A 14,879-nucleotide genomic window follows, 5' to 3' on the forward strand; every position below is an offset into this window, starting at 1 on the left:
CAAAAGGGGGCTACCCTTTCAAAATCGTTGTTGCGGCTCCTTCATCCGTAATGAGGATGATGTTTGGAGACTGTTTGACGTAGGCATTGATCGCTTCTGCTTTCGAATGACCACCGGCGACAACCACGACGTGTTCGACTTTTTTCAAGTCGTCGAGTTGTAGTCCGACCGTTTTGACACGGTGGACGATGTTTCCGTCCCGATCAAAATAATATCCGAATGCTTCTGCGACGGCTTGCTCGTCTTCGAGCTGTTCCAAAAGAGCTGTCGAAGCACGACGACGTTTTGCCATCGTTTTTGCCTCACCAATTCCATGTACCACGATTGAAGCATCTTTAATCATCTGTAAGACATTTTTAATGCTCGGCTCCTCGACCATCTTGACGAATGTCTCGGTGCTGACCATGTCTGGAATGTGAAGCAGATGATAGTCGCTTTGGGCACGTGAAGCCATGCGTGAGCAGACCGTATTCGCTTGAAGTTCAAGCGTTTCGCCAAGACCGCCTCGTGCGGGTACAAACGTCATCGGACGATTTTCCTTATCGGGCGACATCATCGCCGCGACCGAAGCCATCGTCGTCCCACCTGTAACTGCGATCGTATTGTGGTCTTTTGAAAGTTCACGTTTTAAGCGGGCAACTGTTGCCCGTCCCATATCGCGTTGCACCCAGAAGGTTTGATCCGAATCACCCGGTACGATGACGACGTCTTTTACACCAAGCTTCTCTTTTAAGGCTTTCGCCATATCGGAGATCCCGGCGAGTTCCGCCATCACACTGTGCATGCTTCGTAATACCGTCCGCCCTTCATCCGTCAAGGACATGCCTTGCGTCGCAACTTCCAGTAAGTCTTGTTCTTTTAAGAAGTCGACCTCCCGGCGTAGAACGCGTTCCGTCAAGCCAAGGCTCGTCGCAAGTGTTCGTCGTCCGATCGGTTGCATCAGGCGTACATAATGAAGAATGTCGTAACGTGTCTGCATTTCTTCAATCAGATCAGGCACGATTCGCTTTTGGATCTGTACTAACTGCCGAATCATGTAACTCCCGCTCCTCTCAAATTGCTGGACACTTTACGTCCCGCGTGTCATATCTTGTCCCACTTGGTACATTGCTATCATAACAGTACCCTGGTTTTGTTTCAAGTCTCGACCGTCATCTTTTTTCAAGTAAACGATTTCTTACCGCCTCCGTCTCAAATTTTCCATAACTTAAGATTTCGTTTTGATGTGCGAGAACCGGTATTTCGTAGAGGTACTTCAGACTGAGCGCCGCATCGTTGTCAATGTTGATTTCTTCGAATGTCCATTCGGGAAATTCATCTAATACAAAATCGAGCAAGATGGCGGCTTCCTCACATAGTGTACAACCCGGACGTGAATAGAGTGTTAAGTGCATGTTTTCTTTTGTTCGCATCATGAATTCGCCTCTCGTCTCTCGAAGTCCGCTTGGGTCAAACCAAGGGCTGCCCGATATTTTGCGACCGTTCGTCTCGCGACCGTAATCTCCTCCGCTGTGAGACGGTCCGTCAATTGTTGATCACTCATCGGAACAGGCGACGCTTCGAGCAGTTGAGCGATCCGGACCTTAACTAAGAAACTCGACGTCCCGGTCGTCGTCCGTGAGACGAAAAAATCTTCGAGTAACATCGTGCCCTGAATCGTCTTGACCGTTTTGTTCGCAATCGCCCGTCCAACCGTCGACGGATGATGCCCCGTCACTTCCGCCACTTCTTTTTTCGTCAGCGGCGCGAGCTCGAGCTTTCCTTTAAACCAATTGAGCTGTCGCTCGATGATGACGTCCAGAATCGCCCGAAGCGTCGTCCGTCTCCGTTCATATGCACTCAAGAACGGTTTTGCTTCATCGAGGTCCGCCCAGCTCCGGTCGATTTCGAGATCAGACCAGTTGATCGTCAACTCGCCGTCACGGAATTCGATGTCTGCTTCCGGAATCGTCAGAACGGTCGTCTCCGGAAGGACCGGTGCTTTTGGTAACCGATCGAGCGCCGCTTTGATCCGTATCCGGTCTGTTGCATCATCAATGTCTTGAAGTACTTGTTTGACAGCAATCCCTTCATTCAAATCCGTCGCGACATCAATCAATAACGCGTCATCTAGTTCGAGCGCGTGCAACAACCGGCATTCGTGCGCGGAACGTGCCGCAATTCCCGTCGGTTCACACCGTTGTAAAACGTGTCGTGCTTGTTTTACGAGACTGACGTCCGCCTCTAACAATGTTGCCAGTTGCGCATCCGTCGTCCGCAATAATCCATCCGTATCTAAGTACGTCATGAGTTGTTCCGCCATATATCCTATTTCCTGTCTCACCGATTCTAAACGTATTTGCTGAAGAAGCGTCGCTTCAAATGAAGCGACACGGTCTGCGACGCGGCCAAAATCAACGTCGATTGTTTTACTGAGATTATTCCGATAAGCGCTTGTCCGGCGTATGATTCGGTATACATGTTCTTCGAGTTCAGCAAATGATTCTTCAAGAATCGTCAACTGAAACAATTGGGACGTCGATAACGTCATCCGTTGCGTCTGTTCCTGGCGCTGTTCCATCGTCGGATCTCCCTTCATTCCATTGCATCTTTAACTCTTCTATATAGTATAGAGGAAAAAATCTTCCGACCGTCTAGAAAGTCCTCCTTAAGCATCTTTCGCCCGAAAAAAAATGTTGAATTTATCAATCGAGTATTGCTTTCCTGAAAAAATGTCGGTATACTATTAATTGTTCAGTAAAAAACATGCACCCGTAGCTCAGGGGATAGAGCACTGGTTTCCGGTACCAGGTGTCGGGAGTTCAAATCTCTCCGGGTGTACCATCTTTGAATCTACAGGCAATGCCGTTCGCGGTATTGCCTTTTTTTCTATATTGATATGTTTAATTCAATGCCATTCAGGAAAAATACATAAAAGTCGCATCGTATCTTTTGACCAATATTGACCAAAGGATTATGATAGGAATAAGTCGAATATGAGCTACATACCATCATAAGGAGGCAAAGACTATGTTAATTCCAACAGTCATCGAACAAACCAACCGCGGGGAACGTGCTTACGATATCTATTCACGTTTGCTCAAGGATCGTATCATTCTTCTCGGGAGCGCGATTGACGATAACGTCGCCAACTCAGTCGTTGCCCAGTTGCTCTTCTTAGCAGCAGAGGATCCAGATAAAGAAATTTCGCTCTACATCAACAGCCCGGGCGGTTCAATCACGGCGGGTATGGCGATTTACGATACGATGAACTTCATCAAACCACAAGTTTCAACAATTTGTATCGGAATGGCCGCTTCAATGGGTGCGTTCCTCTTACAAGCAGGCGCAAAAGGAAAACGTTTTGCCCTTCCAAACGCTGAGATCATGATTCACCAACCGCTCGGCGGCACACAAGGACAAGCGTCAGACATTAAAATTCATGCAGAACGTATCATCAAAATGCGTGAACACTTAAACAAAATCATGGCAGAAAACACAGGACAACCACTTGAAGTCATCGAACGCGATACAGAGCGTGATAACTTCATGTCTGCTCAAGCAGCAGCTGACTACGGTCTCATCGACCGCGTCATGGAGCGCGCTTAATCTGTTAACCCGACCGACCGTTGATGTTTTTACATCAGCGGTCGTTTTTTTGTTGTCTTCAAAAAAAATCCTCTCCACGCCAGGCATGAACTTCATTGAATCATGAAAGTTCGTCCCGAACCTGAAAAGGATCGTTTGTGTTAGTCGATGAGATCTGTAATATCAGACACGATGTCGTGGTTTTCACGAATCAATGTGTAAATCCCGTTCGCATGTGGTGAAAGCTCTTCTTCTGCTTGCAATTGCTTAAGGAAGAGTGATGTTGCGAATGTCACGAGTGTACTTTTCGGTACACCGATTGATTTTGCTTTTTTCGTCAAGACTTCATCAAATTTCGCATCGACTGTCAGCGAAATACGTTTTTTTTCGTTAGCCATTTCAAAAACTCCTTAATTCGAACATTTAGTTGCATCGACTATATATTATAGTAGACTATGGTTCATCTCGCAAGTTTCCCCTTTAGAGCGCACCTGTCAACGACTCACCATTCCGGAGTTTATCCGCGATTTGATCAATTTTCCGCAATCGATGATTGATCCCTGATTTTGAGATGGAGCCGCTCTCGACCATCTCGCCGAGCTCTTGCAGCGTCACGTCTTGATGCGTCACGCGTAAAATCGCGATTTCCCGTAACTTGTCCGGTAAGACATCGAGTCCGACCGTCCGTTCGAGAAATTTGATGTTCTCCACTTGGCGAAGCGCTGCCCCGACCGTTTTGTTGAGGTTCGCTGTCTCACAGTTGACGAGACGATTGACCGAATTCCGCATATCTTTTAAAATCCGGACATCTTCAAAACGAAGCATCGAATGGGTCGCCCCGACTACCTTGAGGAAATCAGAGATTTTTTCACTCTCCTTGATGTAGAGGATGTGCCCTTTCTTACGCTCGATTGCTTTTGCATTCAAATCGAATTGGTTCGTCAAACTCCGAAGCGCCGCATTGTGATCCTCATAGAGACTGAAGATTTCTAAATGGTACGACGACGTCGCCGGATTGTTCAGTGACCCTCCGGCTAAGAACGCCCCCCGTAAATAGGCACGTGCCCGCCGTTCATCTTTTAAAATCGTATCGCTGATTGAACGAATCATCGTGAATCCTTCGCCGAGGATGCCTAAATCCTGCAGAATCTTATCGGCTTGTTGCTTCACGCGAACGATGTAGACGTTATTTTTTTTGAGGCGCATTTTCTTTCGGACGAGTAGATCCAGATGGACCCCGTATGCCCGTTTTAATAATGAATAAATCCGTCGCGCGATCGACGCATTTTCAGTCGAAATATCAAGTGTCAATCCGCGGCCGAGTCCGAACGAAATCGCACCGTTCATCCGTGCGAGCGCCGCTAATTCCGCCTTCATCTCGTGATCCGTGATGGCAATCTGTGTTAATTCTTTTTTAACTTCTGAAGCAAAACTCACGTCAATTCCTCCTTCCCTTCGAGTTGACGCACCCGTCGAATCGATAATACTTTCCGCATGACGAGGCTCGCGACCGCGTCCGCGTCATGACGGATGAAATGATGGTTATAGTCGACGATATCGTCCGCGAGCACTTCAATTCCCGCCTCGACGAAACGTTCATCATCGTAAGTGACGATATCGGCATGATCTTTTTGGTATTTTCGCAAATAGCTTGCATCGATTGATTCGTTATTGACGATGATTGTATCGACGACACCTTGACCAAGAAAACGTTCGAGCGCAGTCAAGTGATCATTTGCCGTGAAGGCCGTCGTCTCACCCGGTTGCGTCATGACGTTACAAATATAGACGACAGGTGCAAGCGATTGTTTAATCGCTTCCCGGATTTCATCAATCAAGACGTTCGGGATGATACTCGTATAGAGACTCCCTGGTCCGAGGACGATGACATCGGCCTCAAGGATTGCTTGAATCGCTTCCGGTACCGGACGGACATCTTCTTCTTCCAAATAAATCCGCTCGATGACCTTTCCGACTTTCGGAATCAACGACTCGCCTTTGACAATCGTCCCGTCTTCGAACTCGGCACATAACGTAATCGTCCGCTCCGTCGCCGGATAGACTTTCCCTTCCGCATTCAACAGTTGTCCCATGACGCCAATCGCCTCGACGAACGAGCCGTTACAGAGCTGCGTCGCAGCCGTCAGCATCAAGTTTCCGAGCGAGTGACCGTGAAGTCCTTCTCCCGTTTCAAAACGGTACTGCATGATCCGGTCCATCAATGTCTCGGACTTCGATAGCGAGACGATGACGTTTCGAATGTCACCCGGCGGCAACATGTTGAACTCTGTCCGTAAGCGCCCCGAGCTCCCCCCGTCATCCGCGACTGTGACGATGGCCGTGATGTCGAGCGGATAATGCTTCAGTCCACGCAAAAGAGTCGACAAGCCCGTTCCACCGCCAATCGCGACGACTTTCCGTTCCCATTTCATTACTTTTCCTCCTTCGCGTGAACATAATCCCGGTGATTCGTGACGACGTGATACTGGTTTTCAAATTCTTTACTGATTGCTTCCGCAAACGTAATCGAGCGGTGTTTACCGCCTGTACAGCCGAGGGCGACGACGAGTTGTGATTTTCCTTCCCGTTCGTACTGGGGAATCAGGAACTCGAGCAAGTCGACAAGCTTTTTATAGAACAATTTTGCTTCCGGCCACTTCATGACGTATGACGATACTTCGAGATCGAGTCCCGTTTTCGGACGTAACTCCGGGATGTAAAACGGGTTCGGCAGAAAACGAAGGTCAAAGACGAGATCGGCATCAAGCGGCAGTCCGTGCTTGAAACCAAATGACATCACATTGACGGTAAAGGGAATCCGTTCCCCTTCCGTAAATTCTTTGAGCAAGCGTTCTTTCAGTGCAAGCGGTTTGATGTCACTCGTATCAATCAGCATCTGTGCCTTGTCACGGAATCCTTCGAGCAACGTCCGCTCTCGCTCGATACCGATCAGTGGTGACGCAGTCGGCGCCAGTGGATGCGAACGCCGCGACTCTTTATAGCGGCGCACGAGGACGTCATTGCGTGCGTCTAAGTACAACATCCGAATCTGCAGGTTCGTTTTTTTCAAATCTTCGTAAACGACAAAGAAACTATCAATAAAATCACGAGCACGTGTATCGATGGCGACGGCAATTTTCGGACGGACTTGCCCAATCACTTCAATCAATTGCGGCAGTAACGTCGGTGGGAGATTGTCGACACAGAAGTAGCCTAAGTCCTCAAAGCTATTCATGGCGACACTCTTTCCAGCTCCACTCATTCCCGTGATGATGACCAATTGCGGTTGATTCTCTTCCATCTTTTCGCCCTCCAGACAACAGTTCCGCGTGTATTTTTTATTCCAAATTCAGTATAGCATAAAAAAAGAGCCAGCCTCATTGAAGTCCCCTCCAACAAAGCTGGTTCCTGTCTTACACCTGTGATGATTCCTGTAATTCCTCGAGTAACGCTTCGATATAATGCTGTGCATTTTGAGCAGCAATCGAACCATCATTCGTTGCCGTAACGACTTGACGGAGCGTTTTCTCACGGACGTCTCCAGCTGCGAAGATTCCTTTGATGTTTGACTCCATGCCTTCGTTCGTCACAACATATCCTTGATCGTTCAAGATACCAAGATCTTGGACGTAACCTGTGATCGGGTTCATTCCGATGTAGATGAAGACACCATCGATTGGATGTGTCGTCACATCTGCCGTTTTCGTATTGATTAAATCAATCGAACCGACTTTACCGTCTTGTTCGTTGATTTGTTTGACGGTATGGTTCCAGATGAAATCGATTTTCGGGTTATCGAACGCACGTTTTTGAAGAATTTTTTGTGCACGTAATTCTTCACGACGGTGGACGATTGTGACTTTTTTCGCGAAACGTGTCAAGTAGACACCTTCCTCGACCGCTGAATCCCCACCACCGATGACGAACAATTCTTTTTCTTTAAAGAAAGCTCCGTCACAAACGGCACAATACGAGACACCACGGCCGCCGAGCTCTTCTTCGCCCGGTACACCGATTTTCTTATATTGTGCGCCCGATGCGATGATGATCGCCCGCGCATGATAATCTTTGTTGTGTGCATGGACCGTTTTAAAAGCACGTCCATCCTCGATGCTACGGACGTCACCGTACGCATATTCTGCGCCGAATGCTTTCGAGTGATCGAACATTTTTTGTGAAAGGTCCGGTCCGAGGATGCTGTCGTATCCCGGATAGTTTTCGATATCTTCCGTGTTGGCCATTTGACCGCCTGGAATACCGCGTTCGATCATCAGTGTTGAAAGGTTTGCGCGTGATGCGTAAAGTGCTGCCGTCATTCCGGCAGGACCTGCACCGATGATGATGACATCATAAATTTTTTCAGCAGTTTCTGTCATGTTTCCACCCCATCTTAAGTTTCGTTGTAATTTGAGTATAGGTGAGAATATGGCAAACGTCTAACATTTTGCCCGAGCAGGTGTCAGGTGTTGTTTGTAGGCACGAATCGTCATCGCCACCTCGTCAAAGGAGACATCAACCAGTTCGGCACACTCTTCAATCAACATCCCTTCCCGTAACTCGTGAAACAGATGGATTAATGCAGCGGCTGAACCTTCGACCGAGTCGAACGTTTCGCCACTGAGGACGAGTCGGGCAAACCGTTCATAAAAATCGCCTTCAAGGCTCATCCGCTCTTCGTCAGATACGTAATGTTCTGCGAGACGAATCGTCTGTAAGGCACGATGAATCCGTTCATCGACGATATCGCTCCGTCCATTCATCTCATGCAAAATTTGTTCTGTCAGCTGCAGGACATCTTCGTGATCCGTCACTTCCGGCATCATCGAAAGGGCTAACCGTGCTTCCTCGTCATTTAGTTTCCCGAGTAACAAAGCCGTGAAAATGCGTGAGACATCATCTTCCGTTTTCAACGCTTGAATCAAGGCTGAACGAAACTGAAGGTTATGACGAATGTCGTATGCCTCTTGTTCTTCCCGTAAGCTCGCGGCCTCTTTTGATTGTAAGAAGGCTGCAGCTTCTTCGATATGTCCCGTTTTGAATGCAGAAATCGATAACCAGTGACCGAATAATGGATCGCCTCGGTAGCCACGGCGTTCGAGCAATTTCAATTCTTCGTACGCTAAGTCATGACGACCGATAATCGCAAGAGTCGATGCGACTTTATAACGTGTTTCAAGATTGACGGAACGAACGTGTTCGAGCTTCCGTGACAGACGGTGCGCTTCTTCATCCTGCCCCATCTCATGTAAGAGAACGAGCGTATTACAAAGCGCGTGGAGATTTCCCGGATTTCCTTCTAAGACGCGTTCAAGCGAATGGAAAGCCCGGTCGTTTTCACCGAGATAAAATTCGACGATTGCCAAGTTATTGTAGGCTGGCCAAAATGTCGGGTACGTCGCAATCAAGGACTCGAGTGTGTCCTGTGCTGCAAACAACATCCCTTTATCGATTTGGCGCTGGGCTTGTGCATGGAGACGAATCAACTCATCTTCATCGTCATCCTCAAGCTCTTGCTCAAGATCAATCAATTCCACGAGTGCGGCCGATGCCTCTGCGTGTTTGCCTGCCGGCGCATGTTTTAAATATTCGAGCGCATATTCTTTTGCTTCTTCATATAAAGAAACGTGCGCATAGTTGTTCGCTAAATAAAAGAGTGATTCGGTATTTGACTCATCGAGTGCACGGACACGTTTCAATACGTCGTTCGCATGATTGATTTCTCCCGTTTCGAACAGGACACGTGCGTAACGTAGTAGGTAACGGACATCTTCTGGTTGAAGCGTCGTCGCTTCGTCAAGATGATAGACCGCCTCTTCGAGTCTCCCTTCCCGATGCGCCTTCCGTCCGCGAAAATAAAAAAGTTCCGCTTGGCGCGTTGTAATCGCAAAGGGGTCTGCTTTGTATTCCGTTAATTCCATAGTGATTCAAGCCCCCATAATATAAATCTAGTTTCGTAGTTGCAGAGACAAGAATAACCTATCTCGGATAGCGTTGCAACAGAAAAAAACGCCGGGGTTTACGCCCAGCGTTTCGCATAAATGGTTTCGAGTTCCTTGTAGTTCTCTAAGCATTTTCGTACAAAAGCATCTTCTTGCGGATTCTTGTTTTGCAGACGCTCAACATCTTTTTCGAATGCTTGGCGTAAGCTGTCGGAATACGCTGGAATCTCTCCGTCATATGCATAGACGACGCTTGGAGAAACCGTGATTTTTTCGTGTTGATGTAAGGCGGTACGGATATGGAAGAGCGGTACGTCAACTTGGTTCGGTTGATGCAGATCACCTTGCGTCGGATGTTTCTCGACCGCGAGGACTTCAACGACGAGACCTTGTGGACGTTCTGCGAATAATCTTCCGAAATACTTTCCGGTCTTATAGGTGAAGCGAATATAATTCATTGCGAATCGACCTCCTTCTCACAGTTTCGTCACATTTCATGCCGGCGAAGCGGCTGACTCGAGACACGTTCGTTCGGTAAGATGTCCCGGTGAACGACGGAACCGGCACCGATGACAGCACCGTCCCCGATCGTCACCCCTGGTAAAATCGTCACGTTCGCGCCGATTAAGACGTCACTACCGATCGTCACGTTGCCGATCCGGTACTCGGTCGTCAAATACTCATGACAGAGAATCGTCGTGTTGAAGCCGATGATCGTATTCGAGCCGATCGAGATCCGTTCCGGGAACATCGTGTCCGGCATCACCATCAAGGCAAGCGCCGTCCGGTCGCCGATCTTCATCCGGAGACACGTCCGGTACAAGCCATTCTTAAAGCGGAGCGACGGTGAAAACCGTCCGATTGTAATGATGAGGAAACACCACATGACCTTGAAGAACGAAACCGTCCGGTACATGTGCCATAACGGATTCGTCGCCCCGACGTGATAGCGATCAGTCCGCCGTGCCATTTTGCGCCTCGATCCAGTCACTCAGGTGTTCCATCGAGTCGATGATGACGCTTGGCTCTAATGCTTCGAGATACGGACGTCCTTTGATGGCCCAGCCGACAGCAACGGTTTTCAACCCGGCATTTTTCCCGCCGTTGATATCCGTGTCGTTATCCCCGACCATGATTGTCTCGTCTGTTGTCGAACCGAGAAGTGCCATCGCTTTTTCAAATGGTTCGACGGCTGGTTTTTCTTCCGTCACGTCGTCTGCTGCGATGATCGTCTCAAACAGTGACGTCAGTCCGAACAGTTCAATCCCTTTTAAGGCGACGCGACGACTTTTTGACGTCACGACCGCCATCTTGTAGCCCTGTTCCTTCAAGCGGCGTAAACCGTCGAGGACACCCGGATATTCAAGGACGAGTGCGTCATGCATCGCGATGTTATAGCTGCGGTAAAAGGCGACCATCTCTTTCCACTGCTTGGCGTTGAGCTCCGAAAATGATTTTTCCAGTGTCGGACCGATGAACGGAAGCAATTCTGCCTCCGTAAACGTCCGTTCCGGATAGTAGTAACTGAGCGTATGTTCAAAACTTTTTAGAATCAACGGGTTCGTATCAATCAACGTACCGTCTAAATCAAATAGAATCGTATTAATCATCGTTTCACTTCGCCTCCCGTGTCGTTCCATCCAAGTAGCGGACAGCATTTTTCCGGATGACCATCATGACGAGTCCGAAGACGATTAAACAAATCGAGACGATTTGTGCTGTCCGCAGTCCGTCCCCCATCAACAGACTATCCGTCCGGAGTCCTTCAATATAGTAACGTCCAATCGAGTACCAGACGAGATAACCGAGGAAGACGTAGCCGCGACGCGGATTGAACTTCATCCGCCAGACAATCAACAAGATGACGCCGATGATGTTCCAAATGCTCTCATAGAGGAACGTCGGCACGTAATAGACGCCGTCGATATACATCTGATTGACGATCCAGTTCGGCAAGTGCAACGTATCTTGCAGGAACGACCATGTCGTCTCTCCCCCGTGCGCTTCTTGGTTGAAGAAGTTGCCCCAACGTCCGACCGCTTGACCGAACAGGAGTGACGGCGCCAGGATATCCGCGATTTGCCAAAACGAAATGTTTTTCTTTCGCGTATACAGGATGACTGTCAAAATCGCCCCGATGATGGCACCGTGAATCGCGATTCCGCCTTGGCGGATGTTGATGATTTGATCGAGATGTTGACCGTAATACTGCCACTCGAAAGCCACATAGTAAATCCGGGCACAGATGATGCTGATCGGAATCGACCAGATGACGACATCGACCGCGTATTCTTCGTTGAAGCCGATCCGCTTCGATTCGAAGATCGCAATCATCAAGCCGACGATTGCGCCCAAGGCGATGACGACACCATACCAATAAATTGGAATCGGACCGAGCTCAATCGCGACGCGGTCGAATGTCGGTTGTACCGTTGCGAGTGTCCCCATCATAGACCACCATTCCCGTCTTCGATCGCTTGCGCGAGACGTCCGGCGAATTCTTCTGCTGTGTTGATGCCCATATTTTTCAGACGATAGTTCATCGCCGCGACTTCGATGATGACGGCAAGGTTACGCCCGGGACGAACCGGAATCGTCAAAAACGGAATTTCCGTATCGATGATTTGTAACGTCTCTTGATCAAGACCGACGCGGTCATAGACTTTCGTTTGATCCCAAATTTCCAGATTACAGACGAGGCTGATTTTTTTATGCGACCGTACAGCACCTGCACCGAACAACGTCATGACGTCGATGATGCCGATTCCGCGAATCTCAAGGAGGTGCTGAATCAATTTCGGCGCTGTCCCAACTAAGATGCCGTCACCCGTCTGACGAATTTCAACGGAGTCGTCCGCCACAAGGCGGTGTCCCCGTTTGACGAGTTCGAGTGCCGTCTCGGATTTACCGACCCCACTTGCCCCTTTGATGAAGACGCCGACCCCGTAAATATCGACGAGGACGCCGTGCATCGCTGTCGTCGGGGCGAGTTCCGCTTCGAGGAAGTTCGTGATTTGAGATTCGACCGATGTCGTATGTCCCTTCGTCGTCAAGAGCGGTACGTTCGTTTCGTCAGCTGCTTTGATGATCGCTTCCGGTACCTCAAACCCGCGCGTCACTAAAATCCCTGGTGTTTCATCTGTACAGAGGACGTTTGCTCGTTCGAGCTGTTCCTCATACGTCAGGTTGTTGAAAAACGTCAATTCTGTTTTCCCGAGGACTTGCAGACGTTCTGCCGGATAATACGCATAATAACCAGCGAGGACAAGACCGGGTCGACAGAGATCAGCCGTCAAAATCGGACGATGTAGTCCTTCTTCTCCGGTGACAATTTTTAAATTGAATTGCTTTACGATTTCAGCTGTTCGCACTTTTGCTTGCACGCTCAATCAGCCCCTTTCACTTGAAGTATTGTACCATATTTTTGCTAAAATCAATGAATTCGATTAGAAGCTGATAATCTTGGGAAAGGAATAACGTTAGAGAAAACAAGAAAGGAGGTTTTGATAATGATGAATATGTCAGGTAGTGGTATCGGAATGATCATCATCATGATTTTATGCGGGATCCTTGCAATCCTCGGACTCGTCTACATCATCATCTCGTTAATCGATATGTGGAAGTCCTATTCGCGTGATCAAAATCAGACATCGCTCTTATTTTTCATCATCTCATTGATCGGTGTCTTCTTAAGCGGATCGTTCATTTCATTCATTCTTGCCATCATCTTTTATTGGAATCGTGTCCGTCGTAAAAGCTGGATGGGAATCGGCTTAATTATTGCCGCAATCGTCCTAGCGATTATCGGTGTCATCACGTTCATTTCATTCGGGTACGACATGAACAACTTCGACAATATGAACTGGGACGAACCAATGATGGATGAAGACTATAACTACTAATCGAAAAGAAGGGGATGCCATCTACATGATGCGCATCCCCTTCTTTTTGATTGTAGACAAACGCACATCATTTTTTGATTGCGATGCTTGATCATACATTTTCATCAGGAAGCGTTGAACTACCTTCACCTACGCTTCGCTTAGAGGTGGAGGATTCCTGAGTAATCCGACCTAACGGTCGAAAATTGATCAGGCTAACCCCGTCGTCCCGACGGTTGAAGAAGCTAGGATGCGTTCAGCTTCTTGTTTGATGTTCAGTCCTGCGTTCACATCACGGTCGTGATGGATCCCGCAACTCGGGCATGTCCATTCACGCAAGCCAAGATGCTTCACGTCTTTGTGTTGATGTCCGCAACGGGAGCACAGTTGACTAGAGGCGAAGGTCTTTCCGACTTTCACGACGGTCTTCCCATACCATGCCGCCTTGTATCCGAGCATGCGGAAGAACTCCGACCAACTGACATCCGAGATGGACTTGCTCAACTTGCGATTCTTCTGCATGTTCTTCACCTGCAAGGTCTCGATCCCGATGACGTCGTGGTTTTTGACGATTTCGGTCGATCCCTTGTGCAGGAAATCGGTTCGCTTGTTCGCGATCTTCTCGTGGATGCGGGCGACCTTCCGCTTCTGCTTCTGATAGTTCTTCGCCTCGGAAAGTGTTACTTTCTTGTCCAAGGCCAACCGTTGACGACGAGAAAGCTTGCGTTGCTCGCGCGCCAGCTTCTTCTCAAGCGAACGGAAGTAACGGTCGTTCTTGTATACCGTGCCGTCCGACAGGATGGCGAAGTGCTTCAATCCGACATCTACACCGACGGATGAGCCCGTCTTCGGCATTTCGTTGCTCTCCTGCTCGACGAGCAGGGAGACGAAGTATTTTCCTGAAACGTTCCGCCGGATGGTCGCGTTCAAGATGCGTCCGACGACCTGCCTCGAGTTGGCGAAACGAACCCACTTCAGCTTTGGAATTTTGATTTTGGTGCCGACGATCGAGACTTCAGGAAGTTGAGACTTGCCTTGAATGTTCGTCTTATACGATTGAACAGGGTTGCACTTCGACTTGAAGCGGGGTCGTTCGTTCTGCTTCTTGAAGAAGCGGTCAAAGGCATCAGCAAGATGTTTGACGCTCGTCTGCACAGAAGTGCTATCGACTTCCTTCAGCCAGTCGAACGCCTGCTTCAACGACGGGAGTTCTTTCGAGCAAGACCCGTAGGATAGTCCTTTCCCTGTCGCTTTATACGTCTCATCCCACTTCGCTAAAAAGTGGTTGAAGACGAAGCGCGAACAACCGATCGTCTTCGCGATCAGGATTTCCTGTTCTTTTGTCGGGTAGATTCTGAATTTGTAGGCCTTGTGAGTCAACATGATGTTCACCTCCTTACAAAGGATATACCCGAAAGAGAGGGTAGCGATTCATCTCCCACTTTCACTCGGGCTTCACCCGAATCGTTTATAAGTGGGCGTATTCTCGCCT

The 14,879-nt window shown here is 48.6% G+C and carries 16 protein-coding genes, 1 tRNA gene and 1 pseudogene; 3 read left to right on the forward strand and 15 right to left on the reverse strand.

Features of this window, described 5'->3' with window-relative positions; genetic code table 11:
- Positions 1–10 precede the first annotated feature (10 nt).
- From KNP94_RS08770 to KNP94_RS08780, 3 genes are all read right to left on the reverse strand, one after another.
- On the reverse strand, positions 11–1,033 hold the full coding sequence (locus KNP94_RS08770; RefSeq protein ID WP_029331355.1) for a sugar-binding transcriptional regulator: 1,023 nt from the start codon (positions 1,031–1,033) through the stop codon (positions 11–13).
- A gap of 118 nt (positions 1,034–1,151) precedes the next feature.
- On the reverse strand, positions 1,152–1,415 hold the full coding sequence (locus tag KNP94_RS08775) for a glutaredoxin family protein (protein ID WP_088837745.1): 264 nt from the start codon (positions 1,413–1,415) through the stop codon (positions 1,152–1,154).
- Positions 1,412–2,560, reverse strand: a complete 1,149-nt coding sequence (locus KNP94_RS08780; RefSeq protein ID WP_088837746.1) for an RNA polymerase factor sigma-54 — start codon at positions 2,558–2,560, stop codon at positions 1,412–1,414. The genes KNP94_RS08775 and KNP94_RS08780 overlap by 4 nt, the downstream gene beginning before the upstream one ends.
- A 187-nt stretch (positions 2,561–2,747) precedes the next feature.
- Between KNP94_RS08780 and KNP94_RS08785 the strand changes: the two genes are divergently transcribed.
- Together KNP94_RS08785 and clpP are read left to right on the forward strand one after the other, a co-directional pair.
- Positions 2,748–2,823 (forward strand) — tRNA-Arg (locus tag KNP94_RS08785).
- 180 nt (positions 2,824–3,003) lie between these two features.
- Positions 3,004–3,588, forward strand: a pseudogene (clpP, locus tag KNP94_RS08790) (ATP-dependent Clp endopeptidase proteolytic subunit ClpP); the annotation flags it as partial.
- Between the two features lie 140 nt (positions 3,589–3,728).
- Here the strand turns inward: clpP and KNP94_RS08795 are convergent.
- The 11 genes from KNP94_RS08795 to hprK form a co-directional block, all read right to left on the reverse strand.
- Positions 3,729–3,965, reverse strand: coding sequence for a hypothetical protein (locus KNP94_RS08795; protein WP_029331360.1), 237 nt, complete (start codon positions 3,963–3,965; stop codon positions 3,729–3,731).
- Between the two features lie 82 nt (positions 3,966–4,047).
- A complete protein-coding gene (gene whiA, locus KNP94_RS08800) occupies positions 4,048–5,004 on the reverse strand; it encodes a DNA-binding protein WhiA (RefSeq protein ID WP_088837747.1) in 957 nt (318 codons plus the stop codon).
- Entirely contained in the window at positions 5,001–5,999 is a 999-nt protein-coding gene (locus KNP94_RS08805) for a gluconeogenesis factor YvcK family protein (RefSeq protein WP_029331362.1), read from the reverse strand. Before KNP94_RS08805 ends, whiA begins: the two co-directional genes overlap by 4 nt.
- Positions 5,999–6,868 carry an RNase adapter RapZ gene (rapZ, locus tag KNP94_RS08810; protein ID WP_029331363.1) on the reverse strand — a complete coding sequence of 290 codons (870 nt, stop codon included), beginning with the start codon at positions 6,866–6,868 and terminating at the stop codon, positions 5,999–6,001. Before rapZ ends, KNP94_RS08805 begins: the two co-directional genes overlap by 1 nt.
- 112 nt (positions 6,869–6,980) lie before the next feature.
- On the reverse strand, positions 6,981–7,943 hold the full coding sequence (trxB, locus tag KNP94_RS08815) for a thioredoxin-disulfide reductase (protein ID WP_029331364.1): 963 nt from the start codon (positions 7,941–7,943) through the stop codon (positions 6,981–6,983).
- A gap of 60 nt (positions 7,944–8,003) precedes the next feature.
- Positions 8,004–9,485, reverse strand: coding sequence for a tetratricopeptide repeat protein (locus tag KNP94_RS08820; protein ID WP_159173409.1), 1,482 nt, complete (start codon positions 9,483–9,485; stop codon positions 8,004–8,006).
- A 98-nt stretch (positions 9,486–9,583) separates the two neighbouring features.
- Entirely contained in the window at positions 9,584–9,964 is a 381-nt protein-coding gene (gene kapB / locus KNP94_RS08825) for a sporulation phosphorelay system protein KapB (protein WP_088837750.1), read from the reverse strand.
- Between the two features lie 29 nt (positions 9,965–9,993).
- Entirely contained in the window at positions 9,994–10,476 is a 483-nt protein-coding gene (locus KNP94_RS08830; protein WP_214766843.1) for an acyltransferase, read from the reverse strand.
- The gene (gene ppaX / locus KNP94_RS08835; RefSeq protein WP_214766841.1) at positions 10,460–11,116 is read right to left on the reverse strand and encodes a pyrophosphatase PpaX; all 657 of its coding nucleotides are present in this window, start codon (positions 11,114–11,116) and stop codon (positions 10,460–10,462) included. The genes KNP94_RS08830 and ppaX overlap by 17 nt, the downstream gene beginning before the upstream one ends.
- Before the next feature lie 4 nt (positions 11,117–11,120).
- Positions 11,121–11,954, reverse strand: a complete 834-nt coding sequence (gene lgt, locus KNP94_RS08840; RefSeq protein ID WP_088837753.1) for a prolipoprotein diacylglyceryl transferase — start codon at positions 11,952–11,954, stop codon at positions 11,121–11,123.
- Complete coding sequence (gene hprK, locus KNP94_RS08845; protein ID WP_029331373.1) at positions 11,954–12,889, reverse strand: HPr(Ser) kinase/phosphatase; 936 nt, start codon at positions 12,887–12,889, stop codon at positions 11,954–11,956. The genes lgt and hprK overlap by 1 nt, the downstream gene beginning before the upstream one ends.
- Positions 12,890–13,015: 126 nt before the next feature.
- Here hprK and KNP94_RS08850 point away from each other — a divergent pair, with 126 nt between their 5' ends.
- On the forward strand, positions 13,016–13,408 hold the full coding sequence (locus tag KNP94_RS08850; RefSeq protein WP_214804300.1) for a hypothetical protein: 393 nt from the start codon (positions 13,016–13,018) through the stop codon (positions 13,406–13,408).
- A gap of 189 nt (positions 13,409–13,597) precedes the next feature.
- Here KNP94_RS08850 and tnpB read toward each other — a convergent pair whose 3' ends face one another.
- Positions 13,598–14,770, reverse strand: a complete 1,173-nt coding sequence (gene tnpB, locus KNP94_RS08855) for an IS200/IS605 family element RNA-guided endonuclease TnpB (protein ID WP_215115569.1) — start codon at positions 14,768–14,770, stop codon at positions 13,598–13,600.
- Positions 14,771–14,879 lie beyond the last annotated feature (109 nt).

This window comes from Exiguobacterium sp. s80, assembly GCF_018618725.1.
Taxonomy (GTDB): Bacteria; Bacillota; Bacilli; order Exiguobacteriales; family Exiguobacteriaceae; genus Exiguobacterium_A; species Exiguobacterium_A oxidotolerans.

Bases quoted from the DNA above. Each gene is read 5' to 3' on its own strand.
- KNP94_RS08775 (WP_088837745.1), bottom strand. From the start codon at position 1,415: ATGATGCGAACAAAAGAAAACATGCACTTAACACTCTATTCACGTCCG.
- KNP94_RS08780 (WP_088837746.1), bottom strand. From the start codon at position 2,560: ATGGAACAGCGCCAGGAACAGACGCAACGGATGACGTTATCGACGTCC.
- KNP94_RS08795 (WP_029331360.1), bottom strand. From the start codon at position 3,965: ATGGCTAACGAAAAAAAACGTATTTCGCTGACAGTCGATGCGAAATTT.
- KNP94_RS08805 (WP_029331362.1), bottom strand. From the start codon at position 5,999: ATGAAATGGGAACGGAAAGTCGTCGCGATTGGCGGTGGAACGGGCTTG.
- rapZ (WP_029331363.1), bottom strand. From the start codon at position 6,868: ATGGAAGAGAATCAACCGCAATTGGTCATCATCACGGGAATGAGTGGA.
- trxB (WP_029331364.1), bottom strand. From the start codon at position 7,943: ATGACAGAAACTGCTGAAAAAATTTATGATGTCATCATCATCGGTGCA.
- KNP94_RS08820 (WP_159173409.1), bottom strand. From the start codon at position 9,485: ATGGAATTAACGGAATACAAAGCAGACCCCTTTGCGATTACAACGCGC.
- kapB (WP_088837750.1), bottom strand. From the start codon at position 9,964: ATGAATTATATTCGCTTCACCTATAAGACCGGAAAGTATTTCGGAAGA.
- KNP94_RS08830 (WP_214766843.1), bottom strand. From the start codon at position 10,476: ATGGCACGGCGGACTGATCGCTATCACGTCGGGGCGACGAATCCGTTA.
- ppaX (WP_214766841.1), bottom strand. From the start codon at position 11,116: ATGATTAATACGATTCTATTTGATTTAGACGGTACGTTGATTGATACG.
- lgt (WP_088837753.1), bottom strand. From the start codon at position 11,954: ATGGGGACACTCGCAACGGTACAACCGACATTCGACCGCGTCGCGATT.
- KNP94_RS08850 (WP_214804300.1), top strand. From the start codon at position 13,016: ATGATGAATATGTCAGGTAGTGGTATCGGAATGATCATCATCATGATT.
- tnpB (WP_215115569.1), bottom strand. From the start codon at position 14,770: ATGTTGACTCACAAGGCCTACAAATTCAGAATCTACCCGACAAAAGAA.